This window comes from Brucella grignonensis, assembly GCF_002252505.1.
GTDB classification, from domain to species: domain Bacteria; phylum Pseudomonadota; class Alphaproteobacteria; order Rhizobiales; family Rhizobiaceae; genus Brucella; species Brucella grignonensis.
In genome coordinates this window covers 84,194-102,987 of the sequence record NZ_NNRL01000168.1, presented here as the reverse complement: position 1 = coordinate 102,987, position 18,794 = coordinate 84,194, and the positions used below count along the sequence as shown (strand labels likewise).

Genomic DNA, 18,794 nt, shown 5'->3' with positions numbered 1-18,794 from the left:
GAACAGGCAAGCAACCAAAAGTACCAAATCCAAATAACTTGGCAATGTCCTTCTGACAGAGCGTCATGTGTCGCGTGCGGCGGTGCGGCTCAATATGAGCCAGCCAGCGGCCAGTCACGCGCTGGCGCGTCTCCGCGAGTTGCTGGATGACCAACTTCTCATTCGGGAAGGTGCAGGGCTATCTCTTACAATCAAAGCCATGGAAATTGCCAAGCCGCTTGCGGAAGTTCTGTCAGGCGTTCGCAGTGTGCTTGGCCCTTCAGGTTTTGAACCTGCAACCACGCAACATCGTTTTCATCTCTCCATGTCCGATTATGGCGGCAGTATCGTGCTGCCGGAACTGGTCAGAGAATTACGAAAGGATGCGCCCGGCATTGATCTGGCTATCAGCCAGTTTAGTCGCGAAGGCATGATTGCGCGCGTTCTGGATGGCGAGATTGATATGGGTTTCGGGGTGTTCCCGCATTTGCCGGCTCAAATCGCGGCTGATATACTGATGGAAGATGAATATGTGTGTCTGCTGGATCGTCGCAGCCTTGAAGGACGACCATTCGACGCCGATACTTATTTTGCGCGACCGCATGCGCTTGTTGCAGTGCGTGGCGACGCAACGACCGAGATTGAAGAGAGCCTGAAACTTGCAGGACACACGCGCCATGTCGCCGTGGTTGTTCCGCATTGGGGTGTTGCGCCACAGTTGATCGCGGGCACAGACCTGATTTTGACCATCGCGCGTGGTGGGCTCAAAAATCTACCGCCCGACGATAATCTGATCGTTCTGGCCGCACCGGTGGCGTTGCCACCCATACCCTTTGTGCAAATATGGCATAAGCGTCGTGAAAGTGACCCGGCGCATCGCTGGTTGCGGACGAAGACAACGTCCGCTTTATCGGAGGTTTAGAGCGCATCCCGAAAAGTGTGAAACGGTTTTCGGACAAAGATGCACGTTAAAACAAATATTTAGAGCGCGGATCTGATCCAATCAGATCGAAACACGCTCTAATATGCGTATTCGAGGAAGATAGGTTCGACCGAACCGGCCCATACGCTGTTGTAGGCCTTGAGCATGCGCTCGGCATCAGTGGTGCCTGCGGCGACGATTTCTTCCAGCGGTGCCAGGAAATGCGTTTCGTCAAACCCGTCCGCATTCAGCTTGTTGCGGTTGAGAAGACCGAGACGCGAGATTTCGAGCGTCTTGCGGGCAATCTGTGCAACGGGTTTGCCACGGAATGAAGCATTGAGTGCCTTGGCTGGCACGTCATTGCGCAGCGCCAAAACCTCTTCATAGGTCCAGTCTTTTGTGAGATCTTCTGCAGCATCGAGCGCTTCATCGTCATAGAGCAAGCCAACCCAGTAGGCGGGCAGGGCGCAGATACGACGCCAAGGACCACCGTCAGCGCCGCGCATTTCGAGAAACCGCTTGAGGCGTACTTCCGGGAACAGCGTCGACAAATGATTGGTCCAGTCGCCCATATTCGGCACAGGATCACTGACTTCGCCCTTTAAAGCGCCATTCATGAACTGGCGGAAGGTCACATGCGTGCAGTCATGATAATGACCGTCGCGCAGGATGAAGTACATCGGTACATCGAGCGCCCATTCGACATAATCGATGAAGCCAAAGTTTTCGGAAAAGACGAAGGGTAAAACGCCCGAGCGCTGGTTATCGGTGTCGCGCCAGATATTGGAGCGCCACGACAGAAGATTGTTTGGTTTGCCTTCGGTGAAAGGTGAACTCGCAAACAGTGCTGTCGCAACTGATTGCAGCTTCATCGAAACCTGCATCTTGCGGCGCATGTCGGTTTCGGAGCCAAAGTCGAGATTTACCTGAATCGTGGAGGTGCGATACATCATGTCGAGACCCTCATGCCCGACTTTCGGCATGTAGTTGGTCATGATCTTATAACGCGACTTCGGCATGACAGGTGTTTCGGCCAATGTCCATTTTGGACTGCCACCAAGACCTAGGAAACGAATGCCGAGTGGTTCGGCAATCTCGCGCACTTGCGAAAGATGCGCGTTCACTTCACGACAGGTCTGATGGATGGTTGAAAGAGGCGCACCGGAAAGTTCAAACTGGCCGCCAGGTTCCAGCGAAATCGCGCCCTGTCCAGTTGGCTCCACCAATCCGATGATATTGCCTTCATCCATGATCGGCTCCCAGCCGAGCTTGGCCTTCATACCTTCCAGAATGGCTTTGATGCCGCGATGGCCTTCGTAAGGAACCGGGCTGTTATCGGCGACGTAGAAAGGAAATTTCTCGTGCTCCGTGCCGATGCGCCACGCATCTTTCGGCTTGCTGCCTTCGGCAAGATAGGCTGCGAGTTCTTCAACGCCGGTCAGTGCTGTTTCATCGGTCGTGTCGCGCGCCATACATATTGTCCCTAGTCGGATTTATATTTGTCAGCGTGATTGGACAAATTTGTCAAATCACGCAAGTCAATTTCATTGATGTGTGGATTTTCTCATCTTCATACGGTTGCTTTCCAGTCGCCTAACACCGCCTGTACGAGCGTAAGTGCTGCAACGGCTGCTGTATCCGCACGCAGAATTCGGGGGCCTAGTGGAATGGCGGTCACAAAAGGGAGGCCGTGTAGTTGCTGTCGTTCAGCCTCTGAAAACCCGCCTTCCGGGCCGATCAGCACCGCATAGGGGCCGGACTGTAAGCTGCTCAGAATAGTCAGCGGGTCATTCGCTTCATGGCCTTCATCGCAGAAGATGAGGCGGCGGGACTGGTCCCACTGCTCCAGAAAACGATCAAAGCGGATTGCATCGCGGCATTCGGGGATTGCCAGCACACCGCATTGCTCGGCAGCCTCGATGGCATTGGCCTTGATGCGATCCGTCCCAAGCTTTGGCACCTGCGTATGCTGCGTGACAACGGGCTGCAAAACGCCTGCTCCCATTTCCACGGCCTTCTGCACCATATAATCAAGCCGTCCCTGTTTCAGCGGGGCAAAACAATAGATCAGATCGCAAGGTTCGGGCTGCGGACGTGTTTGCTCGGTTGCTTCAAGAAACAGGCGTTTCTTGCCTTCAGGCCGCAACCGCATTTTCCATTCGCCATCCCGCCCATTGAAAGCAAGGATTTCGTCACCGTCCTTCAATCGCAGCACATGCGTCAGATAGTGAGCGGCCTGCGTTGGCGCTTCCACGTTTACGCCATCGTCCAGCCGTCCATCACCAAGGCCGGCTTCGATATAAAGTCTTTGCATTTTATAATTTGCGCGCATGACCGCATCGATGGCAGAGGGTTGGCCCAATGGTCAAGCTTTTTGGTTGTTCGGGGTAAATTGAATGCGTGGCTACACAAACATTTGATGGGGCTTATAAAGTAGTTGATCTGAACTAGATTGTATCCATATAGATATGAAGCTATCTATTTGAATGGAATTTAAGTGATGAAACAAGCTTGGGTCGAATTTGCACCGCTGCTGTCAGCCAATGCCCGTGGATGGCGCAAAGCCTTTGATGCGGCAATGGCCGAGCACAGCCTATCGGATGCAAAGGCCATCCCGCTCATGACGCTTTTACGGCATGGCGATTGCATTCCTCAGGGCGTGCTTGCCGAAAGAGTTGGAATTGAAGGGGCAACGATCGTTCGCGTTGTGGATGACTTGGAAAAGGAAGACCTTATCCGCCGCATCCCTGACGACATGGATCGCCGGGTCAAGCTCATTCAACTGACTGATGAGGGGCGGGTCCTTGCGGCCAAGGTGGAAAAGACTGCGGCGCGTCTGCGTACCGCTTTTCTGGGCGATCTTGATCCTGATGCGGTTGATGTTGCGATGGATGTCTTGCGCAAGCTCAACGAGAAATTCCAGAACCAGCCTTCCTAACCGGAAGGCACACAGAACATTCTAATGAACATTCTTAGAGCCGATGATTAAGCCTGCTGAAACAATGCCGCGATTTTGGGACGTGGTCTTCTCGCTGAAGACCTTTGTGGCCGCCATGCTCGCGCTGTGGATTGCCTTGATGGCAGACCTGCCCAATCCTTATTGGTCGGTGGCGGCGGTTTACATCGTAGCGCATCCGCTGTCAGGGGCTACGACGTCCAAGGGTTTCTATCGTCTCATCGGCACGATTATCGGCGGTGCCGTCACGATTCTTTTCGTGCCGCATCTGGTCAACTCGCCTGAAATTCTAACGCTGGCAATCGGCCTGTGGATGGGGCTTTGTCTCGCTATCAGCTTGCTCGACGGCACGCCGCGCAGCTACCTTTTCATGCTGGCAGGTTATACCGTGGCGATTGCAAGTTTTGCGGTTGTCTCTGCGCCCGCCACGACCTTCGATTATGCCGTGGGCCGGGTCGAAGAAATTGCCATCGGCATTATTTGTGCGGCCGTGGTCAATCGTCTGGTATTTCCGCGCCATAGCGGTCCCGTTCTGGTTGCGCGTATTGATAACTGGCTGCGTGACGGCTCCAAGCTCGCTGTTGCGACACTGCGCGGTGATGGTGACAGCCCCGAATTTAAGCGTGATCGCCAGCGGCTTGCGGCTGATGCGCTGGAACTGCGTAATCTGACGACGCATGTGGCTTATGATACATCATCCATCCGCAATGTCGGTGCGCTTTTGCAAGTGTTGCAACAGCGTATGGTTGCCGTTCTGCCAATCGTTTCCAGCTTGCATGATGTGTTGGCGCTCAAGCCCGGGAAGGGCGAAAAGCCCTGGCATCCTGCGGTCCAGAAACTTCTGGATGAAGCTTGCGACTGGCTCGAAAGTGGTGAAACCCTGACGGAACAGCGCCGGGCAATACTCATTGGTTATCTCGATGAAATCGAAAAGCATGGCAAGGATGCTGATAGCTGGGCTGAATTGCTGCCGTTCAATGTGGCAGCGCGTGTGCGTGATCTGGTCCAGATTTGGAGTGACTGCATTACACTGCGTCAGGACATAATTTCCGGCTCGCGTCATTCGCTGCGCTGGCGCCGTTACGACGCACATCAGAAGGCGCGCCCGCAGCACAGAGATTATGGCATGGCTTTCCTCTCCGGCTTTTCGGCTTTTCTGGCGACCTGTATTGCTACGGCGTTCTGGATAGCGACTGGCTGGGCGCAGGGCAGTGCTGCCGCCATGATGGCCGGGATTTTTTGCTGTATTTTTGCGGGCATGGACGATCCTGTTCCGGTGATGCGCAAGTTCAACTGGCTGCTGCTGATCGTGATCGCCGCCGCCTTCGTGTTTGAATTTGCATTATTGCCGCTGGTGGATGGTTTTTTCCCACTGGTTCTCGTGCTCGGTTTGTTTCTGATCCCTGCCGGTTTACTTCTCGCAATTCCATCGCAGTTTCTGCTCGGCATGGTGCTTTGTGTGAACCTGCCAAACATGCTGATGCTGCAAGGCCATCTTACGCATGACTTTGTGAGCTTTGCCAATGCCAACCTCGCTACCGTTCTGGGTATTGTCATTGCCGCTGGCGTGACGTCCATCGTGCGGTCAGTCGGCGCCGAATGGAGTGTGCGTCGGCTTGTCAGAGCGGGCTGGAACGATATTGTGCTTGCAACCGAGCGTCAGCCGGGTCGCCATCGTCGTCAGCACATGAACCGTTTGTTGCTCAAGATGATCGATCGTATCGGCATGATGACGCCGCGCCTCGCTTTGATACCGGCTGCCGATATTGCCAAGGTTGATCTGCTGCGCGATTTGCGCAACGGCATGAACACGATTGATCTGCAGCAGTATCGTTCAAAATTGCCTGCATCCTGCCGTGAAGCGGTGGACGCTGTGCTGGATGGTGTTGGTGCGCATTATCGGGCACTGTCGCGTGATGCCAAGTTACAAGCACGGGAAGACATTGATGCCCGGCTTCTGACAGCCATCGATCAAGCAATCACAGTCATCATCGAGAATGGCTCACCGGCCATGGCCAAGAGGCCTCGTATTGCCCTGATTGGTTTGCGCTTCAACCTGTTTCCGAAAGCGCCGCCCTTTGCCCTTCCGCCGCAGCCGCAACTTGAGCTGCCACAGGCCGCATAAAGCAGGTATTTCGCACGAATGGAACTTGAATAGTCATGAGACCCGAACTCGACATCTATGGGATTTATCTGCCGACTTTGGCTGTTTTGGCGCTGGGCGCTTATTTCGCCAATTCTGTGCTGCAGCGCCTGCTGGCGCGCGCCCGCTTCTATCGTTTTGTATGGCACCGACCTTTGTTTGATGCTGCCATGTACTTCTGCATTCTCGGCGTAAGTGCCGTACTCTTGAATGGAATACCGCTATGAAAAAGCTCTTTGCACATTCCGGCCGGGTCTTCCTCACCCTTGTCATGGTCACAATGGCAGGGCTGCTTGGCTGGCATCTTTGGGACTATTATATGAATGCGCCGTGGACACGCGACGGCAAGATCCGCGCAGATGTCGTGCGTATCGCGCCGGATGTTTCCGGTCTGGTGAGCGACGTGCTGGTTCATGACAATCAAACGGTTGAGCAGGGCGAGGTGATTTTCCGCATTGATCAGGCGCGCTATAAACTGGCGCTGCAGTTGGCCGAAGCGAAACTTGCCAGCAGCAAGGCCGCACTGGATATGGCCAATCGAGATCAGACCCGTTATCGCAAGCTCAACGATACGACTGTGACCCAGCAAAAAATGGAACAGATTGAAACGACAACCCAGCAGGCGGAGGCCACCTATCGTCAGGCAGAACTCGACCGTGATCTGGCATCGCTTAATCTGGAACGGTCTTCGGTCAAGGCTCCGGTCAATGGTGTGATCACCAATTTTTCACTTCAACCCGGTGATTATGTGACGACGGGCTCTGCTGTCACAGCGCTGGTCGATACGGATTCTTTTTATGTTTCCGGCTATTTCGAAGAAAACAAACTGGAACGTATCCAGATCGGCGATCCGGTTCTGGTTGATGTGATGGGCAGCAAAGTGCAACTGAAAGGCAAAGTTGAAGGCATTGCTGGCGGTATTGAAGATCGCGAGCGCACGGATTCAACCAATTTGCTTGCCAATGTTTCCCCGACATTCAACTGGGTTCGCCTCGCACAGCGCGTACCGGTCAGAGTGAAACTGGAGGAAGTGCCACAGGGTGTTCATCTGGTGGCCGGCCGCACAGTCAGCGTTTCGGTCGTCAACTAAAACAACCAAATCAAGCAGTAAAGCCCGGCTGTTGTCCGGGCTTTTTTCATGCTAGCAATCTGCGCAAAGAAGCGGCTTTGGAGCTTGGACTATGAGCGTATTGGTCATCCAGAACTACCCGGGTTCAGGCCTCGGACAAATCGAGCCCATACTGATTGAGGCAGGGCGGTCGATTGATCTATTCCATGCCTATCGGGGTGACGCTCTTCCGCAGGACGATAGTGCTTATCAGGCGCTCATCGTACTTGGTGGGGAACAGAATGCGCTTGCCGATGCTGAATTTCCGTATTTCCCTGATCTCCTCAATCTTATTCGCACTTTCGGCGATAAGGACAAGGCTGTGCTCGGTATTTGCCTCGGCAGCCAGCTCGTTGCACGCGCATATGGAGCCGAGAATATTCTTGATCGGCCAATGGAGTTTGGCTGGCGTGAAGTGCGGTTGACCGAGAGGGGGCAAAGCGATCCGGTGCTTGCCGCTGCGGGATCTGCTTTTCCGATTTTCCATTGGCATCGCGATACATTTTCATTGCCAGAAGGTGCCGTTCATATGGCATCCAGCGACATGACTGCTCATCAGGCTTATCGGATTGGCCGTGCTGTCTATGGCACTCAGTTTCACTTTGAAGCGGACACTGCACTTGTTGTCGACTGGAATGAAACACTTAGCGACGTGATCGCCGAGTTTGATCCTGAATGGCCGGCTGAATTCCCTGCGCATTTACAACGTTCGGGGGCTGCTGCAGACAAGGCTGGCGCTGCTCTCGCTCGCGCGTGGACCAATCTGATCTAGTGCAGATGTGCCGAAAGTTGCCGGTAAACAACACTCAGCACCCATAAGGCGTTGCGCCTTTGCCACAGGGGAAAACCATTTGAGTTTTTCCCTTTGAAAGCGGCAATTGTAGCCCCTGCGTTCAGTTGCGGGTAACTTTTTTCAGGTGTAACTGAGGCCAACTTCCGGGTGGCAAATGATAGAGCAGGGTGCAAGCCTTGCTCATTATGAAAGCTCGGTTCCCCGATCCTCCCGGTAACCCTCCTCCGGTGCCTCTCGAAAGAGTTTTCGATCATGACTGCTAAGCATGCCACACTCCTCACCGTCCTGATGATTTCTGCGATCGTGTTCATGGCAGTTGGTATTTTCACAGTCGATGCTGGTAGCAGCATGACCTCGACTGACGGTTACGGCGTTTCCAGCGCACGTTAATTTTTTGACCAAAGCGGCCTTAATGCGCCTAATCGGGTGTACTAAGGCCGCCTTGCTACCTTGAATTTTCCGCGTAATTTTATCTTAAACTGATCTAAGTTTAAGGAATTATGTAGTGGCGGCTGGGCCGTTCGCTTCCAGAAAGCGCTTTTCAGAGCCATCGATTACCATGGCTGACAGCTTTCCGTTCTTCCAGGCAGAAGTATCAAGATTAACCCGGTTGGGTTGGACATCGATTGCACTCTGGGGCGTATGACCGTGGACAATGACCTTTTCCAATGGATCGGTCCATTTCAGAAACAGCGTTCTGATCCACATCAGTTCGTCGGGGTCCTGAGCATCGAGCGGCACTGTCGGGTTAACGCCCGCATGGCAGAAAAAGAAATCACCGAAACTCATTGAATGCGGCATGGAGCGGATATAGTCGACATGCGCTTGTGGTACGATGTTTACGAGTTGTCGATATCCTGGCGTTGCTGATTCCGGATCGCTGAAATCGACTTCAACCCCATAAGAACGTGCGGTGTCGCTGCCACCATGATGGGCAAAAATTCCATTCGTATCTCCCGTAGCAAGATAGTGCAGGAAACCATCGTCATGGTTTCCGATCAAAGAGATGATACGCGGATCGTGCACTGAAGCATTGATCAGAAAATCAAGCACGCCTTTGGAATCCGGCCCCCGGTCGATATAATCACCGAGATGAACGATACGCCAGTCATGTGCAGGATTGCGGTCAAGATCGGCGCGGATAAGGCCATGCATATCCTGCAAAAGATCAAGGCGTCCGTGAATGTCGCCGATGGCGTAAAGCCGAATGCCTGCAGGTCCTTTAGCGTCCTTCAACACCACGCTGTTCATGTGTCACTGCTTTCTTTTGCGTCTTTTCCTGCACGCTGACGATACCGCAAGCGCGATACCCGCTCGCGTTCATCGTTCAGCTCCCTGTCGTTCGTTGCTTGCTCGACAAAGCGGATATGTTTCTGAACCGCTTCGCGGGCCGCCTGCGGGTTACCTGCGATAACGGCATCGTAGATGGCGCGATGCTGAGACAGGAACATGTCGGCGACACCCGGATAATTGTAAATAAGACTGCGGTTGTAAAAAACCCCATCTTTGAGCAGTTGATAGCAGGAGCGTAACGTGTGCAGCAGCACGATATTGTGGGCGGCTTCACCGATCGCATTGTGAAAATCGACATCAAGCCGCGCTTCCGTATCGAAATCACCGGCGCCGTGTGCCGCTTCCATTGCGACGATGATTTCCTTCAAGAGAGCCTTGTCCGCGGGCGTTGCCCGTAGTGCAGCAAATTCGGCGGCAATGCTCTCTATCTCGCGGCGGTACTCCAGATAGTCGGCTTTGGCTTTGCGGTGGTCCGCGAAAAGCTTCACCACCGGTCCACTGAAAACCTGTCCGATGACATCAGCGACGAATGTACCACCGCCATGACGCGATGTGAGGAGGCCAGCATTTTCAAGCCGCTTCAGGGCATCACGCAAAATAGGGCGAGAAATATCGAACTGGCGCGCCAGTTCCCTTTCACCCGGAAGGCGGTCTCCACCGCGTAAGACGCCTTCGAGAATCAGGCCCTCAATCTGGTGGACGACATCATCCGCTGTGCGGCTCGCCTGGATACGTGAAAAAATTGTCTCGGCCATGCCGTTTGAAGCCCTCTTCATATCGGCGGCAAGGTAGCCTTAAGGCGTCAGCTGAGCAACGGGGAGTTTGTAAGTAAAGCATTTCCAGCAAAAGTGCGAAGCGGTTTTGCGCTGGATAATGCGTCAAAACAAATCGTTAGAGCGGTTCCGACAATTCAGTCCTAACTGGAGCCGCTCTAACAAACCCCGGAAGACATGCTTCCGGGGTTTGAGAGGATTGGAGTTTTGTTTCAGGCCTTCTTACGCTTGCGGCCTGAAAAGAATGCGACGAGGCCTGCAACAAGGCCATACATCGCCCACTTGAAGGGAAGAACATCGGCTGTTTCGCTGCGAATAGGAAGCACGGTAACCGTACCCGGACGGCTTTCAAAGCCTGTCTTTCCTTCGGCTTTCGCCTGTTCGATCTGCTGCGGGGAGACAACCCATTCTGCGCCACGCGACTTGTCATAGAACATGAAGCCGAAACCGACGATAGCGGCAACGACGATTGCGAGAATAAGGCGGGTAGGTGTGTTCATTATCATTCCTCAAAGATCGATATGGCAGGAAGGAAGACCATTCGATTCGCTGAATTTCGGGGCTGCAACGGTACTGCTAATCAATTGCTTAGCCGGCTGCAGTGCGCGCTTTCAAATAAAGCGACGTGCTTTCATACGCAATCACATTGGTGTCGTCTATTTTACCGGTATGTCTTGTGGAGAGCTGCCGCTCTCCCAATAAGGAACCGGCCCGTAAAGATCAGCCAGATAGTCTATGAACAACCGCACTTTAGCGGGCAGGAATTGCTTTGACGGATAGACGGCGTGGATCGCGACATTGCGGGAAGCAGAATAGTCAGGCAGCACCTGCACGAGTTTGCCTGCGGCCAGTTCCGGTCCGACATCCCATGTCGAGCGCTGCGCGATGCCAAGCCCGGCCAGAACCGCTTCGCGTACCATCTCGCTCGAATTGGTCTGCAGCGGTCCTTGCGGACGAATGATGATCGGCCCTTTCGGTCCTTCCAGCCGCCACGGATCATTATTGTGCGGAGCAAGACAAATATGCGCCTGCAGATCCTCGATGGTTTCCGGCGTGCCCCGCTCGGCGATATAATGTGGTGAGGCAACCAGAACGCGGCGTACCGGTGCGAGACGTCGCGCGACAAGCGTTGAATCTGACAATTCGCCGATGCGGATTGCAAGATCATAGCCATCGCCGACAATATCCACCATCTCGTCGGAAAGCTGCATATTGACGGTGAGGTCTGAATTGGTGCGCATGAAAGGCACCAGATAAGGCGCGATATGCATACGGCCGAAGGTCGTGGGGGCCGATATTTTCAGTGTGCCGCGCGCATTTGCCGATCTGCGGGCAACGAAGGCCTCTGCCTCTTCAATATTGCTCAGAATTGCCAATACACGCTCATGATAGCCCTGGCCAGCTTCAGTCAGGGCAATCTGACGCGTCGTTCGCTGCAACAGACGCGTGCCGAGACGTTCTTCAAGTCGTCCCAGCCTTTTGGAAACAACCGCCGGTGACAGCCCCAGGTCACGCGCTGCCGCTGACATGCTGCCCGTTGCGACAACACGTGCGAAGATCTCCATATCGGCCAGACTGCTCATCATGATAGTTTTAAATCCTCCCCGGCAGATATATGCACATGGTTGATGTAGCCGAGGCGGGCGAAGGATCGCAAGGCGATTATGCCGCAGCGTCATAACTGTTTCGCTATAGGACAATTGGTAAAATAATATTACCACTTGATCCAAGCGATGCCGAATGTACTCTGGGGAGGCGGAGGATCACATGAGCGGACTGATTATGCCGGAGCCAAATGCTTCGGTCCTCGAGCGGCGCGAGACGATCGTTGCCGACCTTAGAGCAATTGTACCGGGTGAGGGTGTTGTTGATACGGCCAATGCCATGCGGGTGTTCGAAACCGACGGATTGACCGCGCATCGTGCGCTGCCACTTGTTGTGGTGCTGCCGGAAACGGTTGAACAAGTTTCACAGATATTGCGCTATTGCCATGAGAATGAAATTCGCGTCGTGCCACGCGGTGCGGGCACCTCGCTTTCCGGCGGTTCCATGCCTTTGGTCGATGCCGTGCTACTGGGCATGTCCCGCTTCAATCGTATTCTCGAAATCGATTATCCAAACCGCGTTGCAGTTGTGCAGCCGGGCGTGACCAATCTTGGCATTACAAAGGCTGTTGAACACGAAGGCTTCTATTATGCGCCTGATCCGTCGTCGCAGATCGCATGCTCCATCGGTGGCAATGTCGCGGAAAATGCGGGCGGCGTGCATTGCCTGAAATATGGTCTGACCGCCAACAACGTGCTCGGTATCGAAATGGTGCTGATCACTGGTGAAGTGCTGCGCCTTGGTGGCAAACATCTCGATAGCGAAGGCTATGATCTGCTCGGCCTCATGACAGGCTCTGAAGGCCTTCTCGGGGTTGTCACGGAAATTACCGTGCGCATTCTGCAGAAGCCGGAAACAGCGCGTGCGGTGATGGTCGGGTTCCCATCAAGTGAGCAGGCAGGTCAGTGTGTGGCCGACATCATCGGTTGCGGGATCATTCCCGGTGGCATGGAAATGATGGATCGTCCGGCGATTCAGGCGGCAGAAGATTTTGTCCGGGTGGGGTATCCGCTGGATGTTGAAGCACTGCTGATCGTCGAGCTCGATGGTCCTCCGGTAGAAGTCGATCATCTGATTGGTCAGGTGGAAGCAATCGCTCTGAAAAACGGCTCGACAACCTGCATACTTTCGCAATCGGAAGAGCAGCGCCTGGCTTTCTGGGCAGGGAGAAAAGCGGCATTCCCGGCGGTAGGTCGTATCTCGCCTGACTATCTCTGCATGGACGGCACGATACCGCGCAAGGAATTGCCGCGTGTGCTTTCCGGTATGCGCGATCTTTCGGAAAAATACGGACTTCGTGTCGCCAATGTTTTTCACGCAGGCGATGGCAATCTCCATCCGCTCATCCTTTACGATGCGAATATTCCGGGTGAACTGGAAGCGGCCGAAGATTTTGGTGCCGACATTTTGCGGCTTTGTGTCAAAGTTGGCGGTGTGTTGACCGGTGAGCATGGCGTCGGCATCGAAAAGCGCGATCTGATGCCTGTCATGTTCAACGAGATTGACCTCGATCAGCAGATGCGCGTCAAATGTGCTTTTGATGCCAAGCATCTGCTCAATCCGGGCAAGGTATTCCCACAATTGCGTCGTTGCGCCGAACTTGGCCGCATGCATGTGCATCGTGGCGAATTGGCGTTTCCGGATATTCCCCGATTTTAATTGGCGGTTTTGATGATGACTGACACAAACATAATAAAGCCACAGGATGAGGCGGGCGTGCTGGAAGCAGTGCAATGGGCTTTGTCGAACTCGACGCCACTGGAAGTCATTGGTCGGGGTAGCAAACGCGGTATCGGCCGCCCGATGGAAACAGGCGCTGTGCTTGATGTGTCGAGCCTGTCCGGCGTAACACTTTACGAGCCTGACGAGCTGGTGCTTTCAGCAAAGGCTGGAACGCCTCTTTCCGAAATCGAGAAACTGCTGGCCGACAACAAGCAATGCTTTCATTTCGAGCCGATGGATTACGGTCCGCTTCTTTCCGGCGAGGTGGGAAGCGGTACGATTGCGGGCGCGCTTGCTGCCAATCTGTCTGGTCCACGTCGCCTCAAAGCGGGTGCCGCACGCGACCATATATTGGGTGTGCGTGTGGTTTCGGGGCGTGGCGAGCTGTTCAAATCCGGCGGACGCGTGGTCAAAAACGTTACCGGCTACGATCTTTCAAAAGGCATGGCCAATTCATGGGGGACGCTGGGTGTCGCCACTGAAGTGACCTTCAAGGTTTTGCCTGCACCTGAAACGGTAGCAACGCTTGCGGTGCGCGGGCTTGATGACGAAGCTGCAAGCCGCATCATGGCCATGGCTATGGGGTCGCGTGAAGAGGTTGCTTCAAGTGCCCATCTGCCGCCAAGCGTGGCATGGCGCTTTCTGGATGGTAAATTGGGCGGAGAAGCCGCGACCATTCTGCGGATAGAGGGCTTTGCGCCTTCGGTCCGCCATCGCAGCGCGCAATTACAGGCATTGCTTGGCTCTGTTGGGGTAATTGATCTTCTTGATGAAACACAGTCGCGTCAGCTTTGGCGTGAGGTGCGCGATGTGCTGCCTTTTGTGAAAAAGGGCGACCAGCGTGCGGTCTGGCGTGTTTCTATGGCTCCTATGCAGGGCTGGAGAATGGTGGATGAGTTCCGGCGCCATGCTGGTGCCGATGCTTATTATGACTGGCAGGGCGGATTGATCTGGCTGCGCATGGAAGCTGAGCCAGAGGCTCACGTGCTGCGCGCTCTTATTGCCAAATATGGCGGAGGCCATGCCACGCTGGTGCGGGCTTCGGAACATGTGCGCGCAAACACGGATGTGTTTGAACCGCAATCGGCAGCTCTGGCCGCTTTGTCGCGACGCCTGAAGCTGCAATTTGATCCGGAAAACATTCTCAATCCGGGTCGTATTTATCCTGAGCAAGCAGGAGTGTGACGCCATGCAGACCCAATTCAGTCCTGAACAACTGCTTGATCCCGGCGTTAATGAGGCCGAAAAAATTCTTCGCAAATGCGTGCATTGCGGCTTCTGCACGGCGACATGTCCGACTTATGTGACGCTTGGCAATGAGCTGGATAGTCCGCGCGGTCGCATCTATCTTATTAAGGACATGCTGGAGAATAACCGCCCGGCGGACGAAGAGGTCGTGCGGCATGTTGACCGCTGTCTCTCGTGCTTGTCATGCATGACGACCTGTCCGTCCGGTGTCAATTATATGCATCTGATCGATCATGCGCGGTCGCATATCGAGAAGACCTACAAGCGCCCGTTTATGAACCGCTTTCTGCGTGGGGTTCTGGCGCAGGTTCTGCCATATCCGGGTCGATTCCGGCTGGCGCTGCAGCTGGCAAAATTTGGCCGTCCGTTTGCTTCTCTGTTTCGCAAGAGCGATACATTGAGGCCCGTTGCCGCAATGCTCGATCTCGCACCGCAACATTTGCCCGCTCATCAACCGGTCGATGCTATCAGCCCGGCCAAAGGTGATAAGCGCGGACGGGTTGCAATCCTCAATGGCTGCGCGCAGCCGGTACTCAATCCCGGCATCAACGCGGCCACACTGCGCTTGCTTAACCGGATCGGGATCGAAGTGATAACACCCAAGGGCGAAGGCTGCTGTGGTTCGCTGGTGCATCATATGGGCCGTGAGGAGCAGGCGCTTGAGCAAGCACGGCACAATGTCGATGTCTGGACCCGTGAAATCGAAGCCGGTGGCCTGGATGCTATTATAGTGACAACATCAGGTTGCGGTACGACGATCAAAGACTACGGCTATATGCTGCGGCTCGATCCTGCATATAAGGACAAAGCAGCAAAGGTCTCCGCGCTGGCCAAGGACGTGACCGAATATCTGACCTCAATTGAGCTACCCGAGCCGCCACAGCCTGCCAGCCTGACTGTTGCTTATCACTCGGCATGCTCCATGCAGCATGGCCAAAAGATTGTTCGTCAGCCGAAGGATTTGCTTGCTAAGGCAGGTTTTACCGTGCGGGAACCTCTGGAAGGTCATCTTTGCTGCGGCTCGGCTGGCACCTACAATATCATGCAGCCTGAAATCGCAACCAAGCTTCGTGACCGCAAGGTCAGGAACATTGAGGCCACTGGGGCTGATTTGATCGCAACCGGTAACATTGGCTGTATGACGCAAATCGCAACCGGCAGCCAGTTGCCCATCGTGCATACAATCGAATTGCTCGATTGGGCATATGGCGGACCAAAACCTGCGAGCCTTTCAGGTGCTAATTTTCATTGATCGGGCATAATGCAATGGGAATCCCTTGAACCCTTTCGTCTCTTTCAGAACGAAGGTGGTTTGCATCTCTTTGATGCGAGGCAGGCGACGTAAGGTCGACATAGCGAAATCTGCATAGGTGTCGAGGTCACGCGATACGACTTGCAGCAGGAAGTCTGCATCGCCTGCGATGCTGTAACAGGTTATGACTTCATCAAGGCCCATGAGTTCGGCGGCAAATTGTTCAGCCTCTGCTTCACTGTGGCTGTCGATCTTGATCCGAACAAAAGCCATGACGCCAAGGCCAATGGCTTTCCGGTCCAATGTGGCGCGATAGCCTTGTATGATGCCGTCTTCTTCAAGCTTGCGCACTTTACGCCAGCTTGGCGACGTGGACATGTTGATCTTTTCAGCCAGCGCCTGATTGGTCAGTCGACCGTCCTCTTGCAAAGCTTCGAGAATCTTGATGTCGGATGGTTCAAGTTGAGTCATTAAAATCTACCTGAAATGCTTCAAATCAAGGTAGATACTACCAAACTTCAAACAAGGTGGGGGAATAAAGATAAGAACTGCCTTCTTGTCCGGTGTATTTCTGGTCGAAAGATCAATTCCGCCGGAGCCACCATGCAAGAAGATTTACGCCTCGCAATTATCGTCAATCCGGAGATGCCCCTGGGATTGCTTGCTAATACGGTTGGGGCTATTTCCATCGGGCTGGGCGCAAAACTGCCATACATCGCGGCAAGACAGCTGATCGACAAATCTGGCATTGCAATCGATATCAGTTCTGATCGGCCAGTACCGATCCTGCAAGCCGATGCGGAGACTATCCGGTCTATTGTGTTGAAGGCGGCGAGCTTTGAAGAACGACAGGCCGTTGTTGCATTCCCGGCATTTGCCCGCGCACTGCATGTCTATGCCGAATATGAAAAGACATTCCCGGATAAGGAGCTTTCATCGGAAACGATCGATGGAGTGGGCATTGCTGGCCCGGCCAAATGGGTGCGCTCACTGACCGGCAGCTTAAAACTTTTGCGATAAAAAAAGTCTGACGAGAGCGGCTCCAACGATCAAGACTTAGTTGTTGGAGCCGCGTCTCACTATTAGTTCTTACGCATTATACTGCCGAAAACGTGTTCGGGTTTGGTCCGATACGACCATCAGCCTTGTCGAGCTTGGTAATTGCATCGTGATCGGTGCCGTTGAGACGGAAATCGAAAATATCGAAATTTTCCTTGATACGTGCAGGCGTAACCGATTTCGGGATGACGATATTGCCGGTCTCAATGTGCCAGCGCAGGATGATCTGAGCGACAGATTTGCCGTGCTTGTCGGCGATTGCCTTCAGCGTAGGATTTTCCAGAATGGTGCCCTGACCAAGTGGGCTCCAAGCTTCCGTCGCAATATCGTGTTTGCTGTGGAACAGACGCAGCTCGTCCTGCTGGAACTGCGGATGCAGCTCAATCTGGTTCAGAACTGGAATAACGTCACTTTCCTTCAGAATGCGCTCGAGATCGGCAGTGCGAAAGTTCGACACACCTATGGATTTGGCGCGGCCCTCTTCTTTCAGCTTGATGAAGGCGCGCCACGTTTCCATGAACAGATCCTTGGAAGGCATGGGCCAATGGATCAGATAAAGATCCACATAGTCGGTTCCAAGCTTCTTCAGGCTGGTGTCGAACGCTTTGAGGGTCGATTCATAGCCCTGATTGCTGTTCCAGAGTTTGGTTGTCAGATAAATTTCGCTGCGAGCAATGCCTGAATCGTTGATCGCTTTGCCGGTGCCTTCTTCATTGCCATAGATGGCAGCAGTGTCGATGTGGCGATAGCCAACTTTCAACGCTTCACTGACAGCCGCAACGGCTTCATCGTTGCCAACCTGCCAGACACCGTAACCGAGCTGTGGAATGTGATTGCCGTCGTTCAGTTTTACCGCCGGTACGGTCATGATCTGTCCTTCCCTCTTGCATACATACTGTTTGAAATACCCTTGCCAGCATATGGGTGTTCGCACAAAAAGTGAAAGACATTTCCGACATGTTTGTCAGCGATCAGCGCGCTTTCTCCGAGAAAAGCCAAAGGTTTCAATTTGATGACAAAAAAGGCCGCCGTTATGGTGATAACAGCGGCCTGATAGCTTTGTTTGTAAAGAAAAGGCTTAGCGGACCACCACCTGTGTACCAACAGGGACACGTCCGTAAAGATCGGTCACATCTTCGTTACGCATACGGAAACAACCTGAAGACATGGCTTTGCCAATGGTCCACGGCTGATTGGTGCCATGGATACGGTAAAGCGTCGAACCGAGATAAAGTGCTCGTGCACCAAGCGGATTGTTGATGCCGCCTTTCATCTGAGCAGGCAGAATGCGTCCCTTCTTTCGCTCGCGGGCGATCATTTCCTTTGGTGGTGTCCAGGTTGGCCATTCGGCTTTGCGGCTTATGCGCTGCGTGCCTTTCCAGCCAAACCCTTCCTTGCCAACACCGATGCCGTAACGGCGCGCCTGTCCATCCCCTTCAACGAGATAGAGAAAGCGCTTGCTGGTATCGATCACCAGAGTGCCGGGTTTTTCACTGCCTGAATAAGAAACTGTCTGTGGCAGGAAAGCCGGGTCAAGCTGCTGCTTCTTACGCACAATCTTTGCCGGATTGGCGGCCGGGCGCTGCTGACTTACATTCTGATAGCGCGGCTTTTGTGGCTGCTTCTGACGGACGGCTGTGCGCTTTTGCGGCTGTGCTGCATCGAGCTGCGGCAGGACACGGACTGCGGGTCCACCGAGCTGCGCGATCCAGCGCTGCGATGTTTCATTGTCAACGCGAACCGGTGGTTGGGTCGCGTAACGATCATTGGCAAAAGCCATGCTGGTGGTCACAATGGAGACGGCGATTGCCGCAAGTGATCCGATCAAAAGCAGATGACGTGGTTTCATAAGCCAAATCCGACTGTTTTGCGTTATGCATCTGCCCGGCATCTGCAATTACGCGGTTGTCCGTCGCACTCCTGACATCTCCTGTCAGGAGA

20 protein-coding genes are annotated in these 18,794 nt (G+C 54.0%); 11 read left to right on the top strand and 9 right to left on the bottom strand.

Translation table 11 applies throughout. The features are described 5' to 3' along the window. Positions 1-52: 52 nt before the first annotated feature. A complete protein-coding gene (locus tag CEV33_RS21990; protein ID WP_268875822.1) occupies positions 53-901 on the top strand; it encodes a LysR family transcriptional regulator in 849 nt (282 codons plus the stop codon). Positions 902-999: 98 nt separating this feature from the next. Here the strand turns inward: CEV33_RS21990 and CEV33_RS21985 are convergent, their stop codons facing one another. Together CEV33_RS21985 and CEV33_RS21980 are read right to left on the bottom strand one after the other, a co-directional pair. Next, a complete protein-coding gene (locus tag CEV33_RS21985) occupies positions 1,000-2,373 on the bottom strand; it encodes a glutamate--cysteine ligase (RefSeq protein WP_094542494.1) in 1,374 nt (457 codons plus the stop codon). Between the two features lie 98 nt (positions 2,374-2,471). Continuing rightward, a complete protein-coding gene (locus tag CEV33_RS21980) occupies positions 2,472-3,233 on the bottom strand; it encodes a 16S rRNA (uracil(1498)-N(3))-methyltransferase (RefSeq protein WP_094542493.1) in 762 nt (253 codons plus the stop codon). A gap of 168 nt (positions 3,234-3,401) precedes the next feature. On the opposite strand from CEV33_RS21980, the gene CEV33_RS21975 reads away from it, so the two are divergent. The 6 genes from CEV33_RS21975 (at position 3,402) to CEV33_RS24090 (ending at position 8,291) form a co-directional block, all read left to right on the top strand. Then, positions 3,402-3,839: a MarR family winged helix-turn-helix transcriptional regulator gene (locus tag CEV33_RS21975; protein WP_094542492.1), complete on the top strand. Its 438-nt coding sequence runs from the start codon at positions 3,402-3,404 to the stop codon at positions 3,837-3,839. Positions 3,840-3,882: 43 nt separating this feature from the next. After that, positions 3,883-5,982, top strand: coding sequence for an FUSC family protein (locus CEV33_RS21970; RefSeq protein ID WP_094542491.1), 2,100 nt, complete (start codon positions 3,883-3,885; stop codon positions 5,980-5,982). Positions 5,983-6,017: 35 nt separating this feature from the next. After that, positions 6,018-6,227 (top strand): DUF1656 domain-containing protein, encoded by a 210-nt coding sequence (locus CEV33_RS21965; protein WP_094542490.1) that lies wholly within the window; start codon positions 6,018-6,020, stop codon positions 6,225-6,227. Further along, positions 6,224-7,090, top strand: coding sequence for an efflux RND transporter periplasmic adaptor subunit (locus tag CEV33_RS21960; protein WP_094542489.1), 867 nt, complete (start codon positions 6,224-6,226; stop codon positions 7,088-7,090). Before CEV33_RS21965 ends, CEV33_RS21960 begins: the two co-directional genes overlap by 4 nt. Before the next feature lie 91 nt (positions 7,091-7,181). Next, positions 7,182-7,880: a type 1 glutamine amidotransferase gene (locus CEV33_RS21955; protein ID WP_094542488.1), complete on the top strand. Its 699-nt coding sequence runs from the start codon at positions 7,182-7,184 to the stop codon at positions 7,878-7,880. A 273-nt stretch (positions 7,881-8,153) separates the two neighbouring features. After that, positions 8,154-8,291: a hypothetical protein gene (locus CEV33_RS24090; RefSeq protein ID WP_167388213.1), complete on the top strand. Its 138-nt coding sequence runs from the start codon at positions 8,154-8,156 to the stop codon at positions 8,289-8,291. A gap of 108 nt (positions 8,292-8,399) precedes the next feature. Here the strand turns inward: CEV33_RS24090 and CEV33_RS21945 are convergent, their stop codons facing one another. The 4 genes from CEV33_RS21945 to CEV33_RS21930 all read right to left on the bottom strand — a co-directional run bounded on the left by CEV33_RS21945 (position 8,400) and on the right by CEV33_RS21930 (position 11,553). Next, on the bottom strand, positions 8,400-9,152 hold the full coding sequence (locus CEV33_RS21945) for a metallophosphoesterase (RefSeq protein WP_094542486.1): 753 nt from the start codon (positions 9,150-9,152) through the stop codon (positions 8,400-8,402). After that, on the bottom strand, positions 9,149-9,949 hold the full coding sequence (locus CEV33_RS21940) for an FCD domain-containing protein (RefSeq protein ID WP_094542485.1): 801 nt from the start codon (positions 9,947-9,949) through the stop codon (positions 9,149-9,151). The genes CEV33_RS21945 and CEV33_RS21940 overlap by 4 nt, the downstream gene beginning before the upstream one ends. A gap of 230 nt (positions 9,950-10,179) precedes the next feature. Further along, the gene (locus CEV33_RS21935; protein WP_094542484.1) at positions 10,180-10,467 is read right to left on the bottom strand and encodes a hypothetical protein; all 288 of its coding nucleotides are present in this window, start codon (positions 10,465-10,467) and stop codon (positions 10,180-10,182) included. A 156-nt stretch (positions 10,468-10,623) separates the two neighbouring features. Next, on the bottom strand, positions 10,624-11,553 hold the full coding sequence (locus CEV33_RS21930) for a LysR family transcriptional regulator (protein WP_094542483.1): 930 nt from the start codon (positions 11,551-11,553) through the stop codon (positions 10,624-10,626). Between the two features lie 181 nt (positions 11,554-11,734). Here CEV33_RS21930 and CEV33_RS21925 point away from each other — a divergent pair, with 181 nt between their 5' ends. From CEV33_RS21925 to glcF, 3 genes are read left to right on the top strand one after another with little or no spacing between them, the layout of a single operon-like run. Continuing rightward, positions 11,735-13,231 (top strand): FAD-linked oxidase C-terminal domain-containing protein, encoded by a 1,497-nt coding sequence (locus CEV33_RS21925; protein ID WP_094542482.1) that lies wholly within the window; start codon positions 11,735-11,737, stop codon positions 13,229-13,231. Between the two features lie 15 nt (positions 13,232-13,246). Next, positions 13,247-14,479, top strand: a complete 1,233-nt coding sequence (glcE, locus tag CEV33_RS21920) for a glycolate oxidase subunit GlcE (RefSeq protein WP_094542602.1) — start codon at positions 13,247-13,249, stop codon at positions 14,477-14,479. Positions 14,480-14,483: 4 nt separating this feature from the next. After that, on the top strand, positions 14,484-15,794 hold the full coding sequence (gene glcF, locus CEV33_RS21915) for a glycolate oxidase subunit GlcF (protein WP_094542481.1): 1,311 nt from the start codon (positions 14,484-14,486) through the stop codon (positions 15,792-15,794). On the opposite strand, the gene CEV33_RS21910 is transcribed toward glcF, so the two are convergent. Next, entirely contained in the window at positions 15,774-16,265 is a 492-nt protein-coding gene (locus CEV33_RS21910; RefSeq protein ID WP_094542480.1) for an Lrp/AsnC family transcriptional regulator, read from the bottom strand. The genes glcF and CEV33_RS21910 overlap by 21 nt on opposite strands. Positions 16,266-16,397: 132 nt before the next feature. Between CEV33_RS21910 and CEV33_RS21905 the strand changes: the two genes are divergently transcribed. After that, a complete protein-coding gene (locus tag CEV33_RS21905; protein ID WP_094542479.1) occupies positions 16,398-16,814 on the top strand; it encodes a DUF2000 domain-containing protein in 417 nt (138 codons plus the stop codon). 76 nt (positions 16,815-16,890) lie between these two features. Here the strand turns inward: CEV33_RS21905 and CEV33_RS21900 are convergent, their stop codons facing one another. Further along, positions 16,891-17,721, bottom strand: coding sequence for an aldo/keto reductase (locus CEV33_RS21900; protein WP_094542478.1), 831 nt, complete (start codon positions 17,719-17,721; stop codon positions 16,891-16,893). 210 nt (positions 17,722-17,931) lie between these two features. Continuing rightward, positions 17,932-18,702 (bottom strand): L,D-transpeptidase, encoded by a 771-nt coding sequence (locus tag CEV33_RS21895; protein ID WP_094542477.1) that lies wholly within the window; start codon positions 18,700-18,702, stop codon positions 17,932-17,934. Positions 18,703-18,794: the final 92 nt, after the last annotated feature.

Bases quoted from the DNA above. Each gene is read 5' to 3' on its own strand.
- CEV33_RS21940 (WP_094542485.1), bottom strand. From the start codon at position 9,949: ATGGCCGAGACAATTTTTTCACGTATCCAGGCGAGCCGCACAGCGGAT.
- CEV33_RS21910 (WP_094542480.1), bottom strand. From the start codon at position 16,265: ATGACTCAACTTGAACCATCCGACATCAAGATTCTCGAAGCTTTGCAA.
- CEV33_RS21900 (WP_094542478.1), bottom strand. From the start codon at position 17,721: ATGACCGTACCGGCGGTAAAACTGAACGACGGCAATCACATTCCACAG.
- CEV33_RS21925 (WP_094542482.1), top strand. From the start codon at position 11,735: ATGAGCGGACTGATTATGCCGGAGCCAAATGCTTCGGTCCTCGAGCGG.
- CEV33_RS21905 (WP_094542479.1), top strand. From the start codon at position 16,398: ATGCAAGAAGATTTACGCCTCGCAATTATCGTCAATCCGGAGATGCCC.
- CEV33_RS21970 (WP_094542491.1), top strand. From the start codon at position 3,883: ATGATTAAGCCTGCTGAAACAATGCCGCGATTTTGGGACGTGGTCTTC.
- glcF (WP_094542481.1), top strand. From the start codon at position 14,484: ATGCAGACCCAATTCAGTCCTGAACAACTGCTTGATCCCGGCGTTAAT.
- CEV33_RS21985 (WP_094542494.1), bottom strand. From the start codon at position 2,373: ATGGCGCGCGACACGACCGATGAAACAGCACTGACCGGCGTTGAAGAA.
- CEV33_RS21955 (WP_094542488.1), top strand. From the start codon at position 7,182: ATGAGCGTATTGGTCATCCAGAACTACCCGGGTTCAGGCCTCGGACAA.
- CEV33_RS21945 (WP_094542486.1), bottom strand. From the start codon at position 9,152: ATGAACAGCGTGGTGTTGAAGGACGCTAAAGGACCTGCAGGCATTCGG.
- CEV33_RS21975 (WP_094542492.1), top strand. From the start codon at position 3,402: ATGAAACAAGCTTGGGTCGAATTTGCACCGCTGCTGTCAGCCAATGCC.
- CEV33_RS24090 (WP_167388213.1), top strand. From the start codon at position 8,154: ATGACTGCTAAGCATGCCACACTCCTCACCGTCCTGATGATTTCTGCG.
- CEV33_RS21980 (WP_094542493.1), bottom strand. From the start codon at position 3,233: ATGCGCGCAAATTATAAAATGCAAAGACTTTATATCGAAGCCGGCCTT.
- glcE (WP_094542602.1), top strand. From the start codon at position 13,247: ATGACTGACACAAACATAATAAAGCCACAGGATGAGGCGGGCGTGCTG.
- CEV33_RS21965 (WP_094542490.1), top strand. From the start codon at position 6,018: ATGAGACCCGAACTCGACATCTATGGGATTTATCTGCCGACTTTGGCT.
- CEV33_RS21960 (WP_094542489.1), top strand. From the start codon at position 6,224: ATGAAAAAGCTCTTTGCACATTCCGGCCGGGTCTTCCTCACCCTTGTC.
- CEV33_RS21930 (WP_094542483.1), bottom strand. From the start codon at position 11,553: ATGATGAGCAGTCTGGCCGATATGGAGATCTTCGCACGTGTTGTCGCA.
- CEV33_RS21935 (WP_094542484.1), bottom strand. From the start codon at position 10,467: ATGAACACACCTACCCGCCTTATTCTCGCAATCGTCGTTGCCGCTATC.
- CEV33_RS21895 (WP_094542477.1), bottom strand. From the start codon at position 18,702: ATGAAACCACGTCATCTGCTTTTGATCGGATCACTTGCGGCAATCGCC.